The organism is Silvanigrella aquatica, from assembly GCF_001907975.1.
Taxonomy (GTDB): domain Bacteria; phylum Bdellovibrionota_B; class Oligoflexia; order Silvanigrellales; family Silvanigrellaceae; genus Silvanigrella; species Silvanigrella aquatica.
This window is the reverse complement of record NZ_CP017834.1, coordinates 1,750,908-1,757,026: the sequence shown is the minus strand read 5'-3', so window position 1 is coordinate 1,757,026 and position 6,119 is coordinate 1,750,908. Positions and strand designations below refer to the sequence as shown.

Here is a 6,119-nt window from a genome sequence, read left to right as displayed (position 1 = left end):
CATTTTGTATATGGAGCATTCGATCCTATTTCTAATAAATTAATAACAATAGAAAATTAGAGTACTATTAATGCAGAATCTGTTTGCAAAATATTGCACAAAATAAGATATCAATGTGGTTCAGAAAAGATAAGTATTGTTTTGGATAACGCAAGGTACCAGCATTGTAAACTTGTTAGAAATCGTGCATCACGACTTGGAATCGAATTTATATTTCTTCTTTCATACTCTCCAAATTTGAATATAATTGAAAGATATTGGAAATATGTGAAGAAAAAATGTTTAAACTCAAAATATCACATGAGTTTTTTTTATTTAAAGAGGCAATTAAAAATAGCTTGCATAAAACAAAATTTGATAAGGAAACTAGAGATGAGCATTATTTCATTAAAGCAGTTAAATTTTCGGGAATTCAAATAATCTCAACTTCTAGTCGCCTGAGGTATAAGTTCCTATCGTACGTCTCATATAAATAGGTTTGGCACTTACGATATCAAGTAAAGAGCTTTTGAGGAAATTGATTATGGAATTAAATTCAATATCTAAAAAAAATCTAAATTTAATAATAATATCAAATAATAAAATACAATAGTGGGTCTATTTGGATTAGATCCTTACCGCTTACCAAAAAGGTTTGGTGATAAACAATTAATTCATGTTTACAAACCAACTTTGCTAAGGAACTTAGTTCTTTGTATAAAAATTTTTTAGAAGATTCTAAAAAAGAAATTCAAACTTTAAAATCTGAACTTTCAAAAGAAAGATAAGAAAATAAAGATTTACAAAAACAAATTATTAAACATGTGCATGAAATGCAGGCTTTACTGAAAAAAGATACTGGGATTATGTCTTGGTTAAGATCTAAATAAATATTTTTATTAACAGAATATTAAATGAATTGAAAATAAAAAATTCATATAGACTACCATAAAATTTTAAAACTATTAGATCATAAATATTTAAAAATATTTGACAAATTAAAGAATGTGAAATATTTGCTTAATAAGCCAAATGGCCAATTATAAGCGTTCACTACATATTCTAGATAAGTGATTCCTTTTAGTGGACAATATGCTATGAACTTAGGCGTTCATATAGAAGGGTTGTCCCATGGTAAAGAAGAAATCAGTTAAAAGTCAATATTCTCTTGAGTTTAAAAACCAAGTCCTTGAAGTCTTAGAAAATAGCCCTAAAAGCATGGCTCAGATAGCTAGGGAGTTTGAGGTTTCCTACCCCACTCTGAATAGCTGGAAGCGTTCTATTGGCGAAAAGGAAAATTCAAATATAAAGAAAAACTCTGACGAATTGAAAAAGCTAAAGCGAGAATACGAGCTTTTAAAAAAGGAAAATGAAATCCTAAAAAAGGCGGCAAGCTTCTTTGCAAAGCAACTCGATTAAAATACGAGTTTATATTGCTAGAGAAGCTTAATTATCCTATTCTTTTACTTTGCAAAGTAATGTGCGTTTCTAAAAGTGGATTTTATAAATGGCTTGAATGTAAAGATAAAAATCATCAATTTGAGTTTAGCCTTGAAGAAGAAATAAAAAAAATACATACTTCTTCAAGGAGTACATATGGAAGACGGCGAATTTTATCAACACTTAAAAAGTCATTTATTAAAGTTGAAAAAAAACGAATATCCAAGATTATGAAGAAACTAAATCTGAATGGGGTCGGCAAACCTAAATTTAAAACAACAACAAAGGTTGATAGGCAAGCGATACATTTTCCGAATTTAATTTCAGGGGATTTTACTTCCTATAAGCCCAACGAACTTTGGACCAGCGATATTACTTATATTCCAACGAAAGAAGGCTGGGTTTATTTGTGCATAATATTGGATACTTTTTCAAGAGCAATAATTGGTTGGAGCATGCAAGATAATCTAAAAAGAGAAATTGTTTTGAATTCACTAAACATGGCATACAAAAAAAGATCTCATTTTCCAAATGGAATAATTTTTCATAGTGACAAAGGATCACAATATTCAAGTAAAGAAGTTAGAAAATATTTAAAATTAAATCATTTTCATCAAAGCATGAGCAATAGCTGCTATGAGAATTCTATTACAGAAACATTTTTTTCCACTCTAAAAAAAGAATTGGTACATCGATGCAATTTTCTTACTAGAAAAGAAGCAAAATCTTCGATTATAGAATATATTGAGGTGTTTTATAATCGAATTCGTGCGCACTCTGCCCTTGATTATCTTGCACCATTAGAGTATGAAAAAAATTATGAAATTTAACCGTCCACTTTTCGGGGATCACACCAATTGCAAGCCGTGTTAAAACTTGGGAGTGATTTTTTTCATAAGAAATTGCTTTAAATTTTCATCAAAATGATTTAGTATGATTGACATATGCTGCATTCCTTTTTTATTACTAGTGAAACCGAAGTGCAGCATACCTATTACTATATTAATTTTAATTTATAAAATTTTATTTTTTTGGAGCCTCATTAAAATCATATAAAATTTTGGTTATCTATTTTGGGGAAGAAACTTTTTAGACGGCGAATAATTTAACATTAATTGGGTTACTATTTTCACTTAAAATCCTTCCGTTTCCTAAGGAAAAAATATCAGAAGTAGGAATATATAAAAGCTCATCAATAGAAATAGTATAAGAGCCTGATTGGAGTTTTAAAGCATGCAGTTTAATTGACTTAGCACAACCAATTGAAAATTGGAGAGCTTGAAGGATGGAGATTTTCCCTGAATTATTCGCACCTATTAATATATTTATTTCAGAAATATCAAGTGATGTATGTTTTATTTGTTTATATTTTCTTATTATTACTTTATTTAAAATCATCATTTTTTCCTCAAAAATATTTTTTAAAATCTTTATTCATAATTTTTTATAAACAAGTATTCTTATTATTTTCAAGCGTTATCTTTACTACATTATTTCTAAAATAGTCTTTTTTCATCTTCACGTAATTCTCCATTTGGTGAAACATGTCTGTATAATGTTTGTTTTGTAATCCCAAGCTCTTTACACAGAGATCCTATTTTTGTTTCAGGTTTACCTAGAGAATCCATAGCAAGTCGAAGTTTTGCAGGAGTCATTTTATATGGATGTCCACCATTACGTCCTCTTTTTCTTGCTGATTCCAAGCCTGCTAATGTGCGTTCTCGAATTACTTCACGCTCAAATTCCGAAAGAGCTGCAAATATTCCGAATGTTAATTTTCCAGTGGGAGTCGTTGTATCAATTGCAGCACCATGGCCAGTTAAAACTTTAAACCCAATATTTTGAGAAGTCAGATCATGAACTGTATTTACAAGATGCCTGAGATCTCTCCCTAAGCGGTCTAATTTCCAAACGATTAAAGTATCATCTTTTCTTAGAGCTTTAAGGCAATTTTTCAATCCTGGTCGGTCGTCCTTTTTTCCTGAAGCATAATCATGATAAATTTGAGCTTCCAGCACCCCAACTTTCAACAAAGCATCTTTTTGCAAATCTAAGCTCTGTGAGCCATCTGCTTTTGAAACACGCAGACAGTGCTATTTCAATTTGTTTTATATTTAATCAACGGGAAGTTTTTTTTATATGACATAATATGTCAACTCGTCTATACTGGTAGTAATCGCTTCAAAGTGCCCAAGACCCCAATAGAAAAATGGAAGGGCATGGATTCTAAAGCAGCTGCAGAATGTAAGAAGGCTTCGTAAGAATCATCTAAACTCAACCTAAAGATAAAATGAAAATCAAATATTTTAGACTATGAAGCGAAAAGTGAGACACGTGTCATAAGTAAACACATTGATCCTAAAAAGCAAAGGAGATAATGTCAAAGAAGATAATGTCAAAGAAGATAATGTCAAAGAAGAGATATTTAACGAGGTAAGGCCAATGACAAAAAAAAGGATAATCATTTTAACTTTATTAATTTCATCAATCTTAACTTTATTTTCTTGTACGAAGCAAGACTCCGTTGATTTAATGGTTGACATTCCTGAGATGTTAAGAAGAGATAGAGTTGCTTCATTTTATGGTCCTGAAGCTAAAAGAATGTGTGAGACATATAGAAAAATATATGCTGGGTTTTGTGATACCATAAACCAGCCTTACGTTAAGTGCTATGATTTAAATGATAAAAAATATAAAGCGACTGCATGTGAATGAGATTAATAATGTAGCGATAAATTATTTTGCTTTCTCAGTTTAAATTCTTCAGCTATTTTTTTTAGCATTTCATATATTCCAAAGCGTAAACAATAATTATGCATTGTTAACATGGATGAATTTTTTAAACGTATTTCAAAACTTAATGTAGGAATTGAATTTCTCTTTACAAATTTATGATCAATATTCTTAACGAGTAACTTATTATAATCTTCACTTGATAATGTAGTATTAAAAAAGGGATCGATGACAATAATATTTTCTTTTCCATACGGTTTTTTTTCGATAAAATAGATAAATGCATGATCCCCATTTTTAAGAAATCCAAAATGAATTTTGTATTTTTCAAAAAATAAAAAAAATTTAGTATTATTATTTTTGTCAAAAATATATAAGAAATAATTTAAAAACATTGAGCTTAATAAGGCCATTTCGCCGCAATTACCAATGCTATATTTTATAAATGAGAACAATTTTTTAATATCTTCATCTTTTATAGTATAAATTTTATTTTTAAATACATGATTGTCGTCTAATTTTCTAATTAATTCGTTTTTTATTCCAAAATTATTTCTTATATATTTAGTAAAAGTGCTTAAATCATGATAGTATTTATAACCGATATCACTATAGTTAAGCGCCTGCATTTTTTGAATATTGAAACCATCTCTTGTCTGACTTCTGACAATACTTTGGGAAACAATTTTGCATGTAGCGTTTAGAATAAAAGAAATTTTTTCTTGTTTGTTTGGAAATTTATTTAAAATAAAAAATACTTCATGCATACGATAATATTCCAATTTTATAATTAATTTAAAAAAATAATCAAATATTTATTGCTATATAATTGATTATTTACAATCAATATCACATCTAAAAAGATTTTAAAATATTTATTTGAGTTTGCTATGAACTTTGTGTTATAAGTTGATATTGCTATTTTTTTTGTATTTATTTAATACTTTTAAGTACAATGCGATTATAATAAATAAATTATATGTAAAAGGATTCAATAAAAATGAATGATTCAGTTGGAAATGTTGCTTCTTGGAATTTGGAATCAATGACCATTATAAAGGAATTTGTATTTGATGCAGGGTTGCCCACGACAATTCTAATATTAGCTTGTCTTCTTTTGTGGTTTTGCATTCTAAAAAAAGTGATGAAATTTTTATTTACTTTTGCAAGTCTTTTTTTGCTCCTTGTTTGTTATAAAGAAACCCCTTTTTACTTATCAAAACCCTTATTGTATTTTGAAAAAATTGACTTCAACGATATTCAAAAAACTCAATATCGTGTATCAGAAATAGTACCAAATTGCCTTCATCAAGGAATGCCTCTCGTGGTATTAGGAGGCGGTCTTTATCAAAAAGACATTCCTTCTACACTTTCCCAGCTCAGAGTTTTAGGATTGACAAATTTATTAGAAATTTCAAAAAAACAAGAGAATTTAATCACCTCCAAAACACCTTTATATTTTACAGGTGGATATACAAATCCCAACGTAAATCAAAGTGAAGCTGAAGCTATGAAATCCTTTTTTAAATATTTATATAGAAGTAATTCTCCTGAATTGAAAATAAATACGGACAATAATAGTAAAAATACATATCAAAATGCGGCGTATTTAAAGGAAATATTTACAAAAAATCATGAAGATTTTAAAATTGCATTAGTTACAAGCGATGTTCATATGCTTCGCGCTAAAAAGACCTTTGAAAAGCAAGGGTTTCAAGTTTGTGCCGTTCCTGTAAGAACCTTCGATAAAAAAGGAGCGGGAATTTTTAGTTTTAATAATGCTGTCACTTCCGTAGGACTCTTAAATGAGTATTTAGGAATTATGGGATATTCTTACAAAGGATGGATAAGTATATAAAATTATTAAAATAATTACTGTTTGGGGTACATTTGAGCAACGCTTAAAAAGCTTCATTGCATTTTCAGATTGAAGATGTTAGTTCCAGGTTTGCACGAAAAGGAGTTTG

General features: G+C 28.9%; 8 protein-coding genes. 5 read left to right on the top strand and 3 right to left on the bottom strand.

The features are described from left to right. The first annotated feature begins 66 nt into the window (after positions 1-66). The 3 genes from AXG55_RS15140 to AXG55_RS07320 all read left to right on the top strand — a co-directional run bounded on the left by AXG55_RS15140 (position 67) and on the right by AXG55_RS07320 (position 2,249). Positions 67-420, top strand: a complete 354-nt coding sequence (locus AXG55_RS15140; RefSeq protein ID WP_419248043.1) for a transposase — start codon at positions 67-69, stop codon at positions 418-420. Between the two features lie 690 nt (positions 421-1,110). Next, complete coding sequence (locus AXG55_RS07325; protein WP_148696238.1) at positions 1,111-1,398, top strand: transposase; 288 nt, start codon at positions 1,111-1,113, stop codon at positions 1,396-1,398. A 14-nt stretch (positions 1,399-1,412) separates the two neighbouring features. Beyond that, positions 1,413-2,249 (top strand): IS3 family transposase, encoded by an 837-nt coding sequence (locus AXG55_RS07320; protein ID WP_148697474.1) that lies wholly within the window; start codon positions 1,413-1,415, stop codon positions 2,247-2,249. A gap of 259 nt (positions 2,250-2,508) precedes the next feature. Here the strand turns inward: AXG55_RS07320 and AXG55_RS07315 are convergent, their stop codons facing one another. Beyond that, complete coding sequence (locus AXG55_RS07315) at positions 2,509-2,817, bottom strand: AAA family ATPase (RefSeq protein WP_233231060.1); 309 nt, start codon at positions 2,815-2,817, stop codon at positions 2,509-2,511. Between the two features lie 98 nt (positions 2,818-2,915). Continuing rightward, positions 2,916-3,506, bottom strand: coding sequence for a recombinase family protein (locus AXG55_RS07310; protein WP_148697472.1), 591 nt, complete (start codon positions 3,504-3,506; stop codon positions 2,916-2,918). 355 nt (positions 3,507-3,861) lie between these two features. Between AXG55_RS07310 and AXG55_RS07305 the strand changes: the two genes are divergently transcribed. Continuing rightward, entirely contained in the window at positions 3,862-4,134 is a 273-nt protein-coding gene (locus AXG55_RS07305) for a hypothetical protein (RefSeq protein ID WP_148697471.1), read from the top strand. A gap of 2 nt (positions 4,135-4,136) precedes the next feature. On the opposite strand, the gene AXG55_RS07300 is transcribed toward AXG55_RS07305, so the two are convergent. Continuing rightward, entirely contained in the window at positions 4,137-4,919 is a 783-nt protein-coding gene (locus AXG55_RS07300; RefSeq protein WP_148697470.1) for a hypothetical protein, read from the bottom strand. A 233-nt stretch (positions 4,920-5,152) separates the two neighbouring features. On the opposite strand from AXG55_RS07300, the gene AXG55_RS07295 reads away from it, so the two are divergent. Beyond that, a complete protein-coding gene (locus AXG55_RS07295; protein WP_148697469.1) occupies positions 5,153-6,010 on the top strand; it encodes a YdcF family protein in 858 nt (285 codons plus the stop codon). The last annotated feature ends 109 nt before the right edge of the window (positions 6,011-6,119 follow it).

Excerpts from the sequence above, each read along its gene's own strand:
- AXG55_RS07295 (WP_148697469.1), top strand. The coding sequence starts at position 5,153 with ATGAATGATTCAGTTGGAAATGTTGCTTCTTGGAATTTGGAATCAATG.
- AXG55_RS07305 (WP_148697471.1), top strand. The coding sequence starts at position 3,862 with ATGACAAAAAAAAGGATAATCATTTTAACTTTATTAATTTCATCAATC.
- AXG55_RS07325 (WP_148696238.1), top strand. The coding sequence starts at position 1,111 with ATGGTAAAGAAGAAATCAGTTAAAAGTCAATATTCTCTTGAGTTTAAA.
- AXG55_RS07315 (WP_233231060.1), bottom strand. The coding sequence starts at position 2,817 with ATGATTTTAAATAAAGTAATAATAAGAAAATATAAACAAATAAAACAT.
- AXG55_RS07300 (WP_148697470.1), bottom strand. The coding sequence starts at position 4,919 with ATGCATGAAGTATTTTTTATTTTAAATAAATTTCCAAACAAACAAGAA.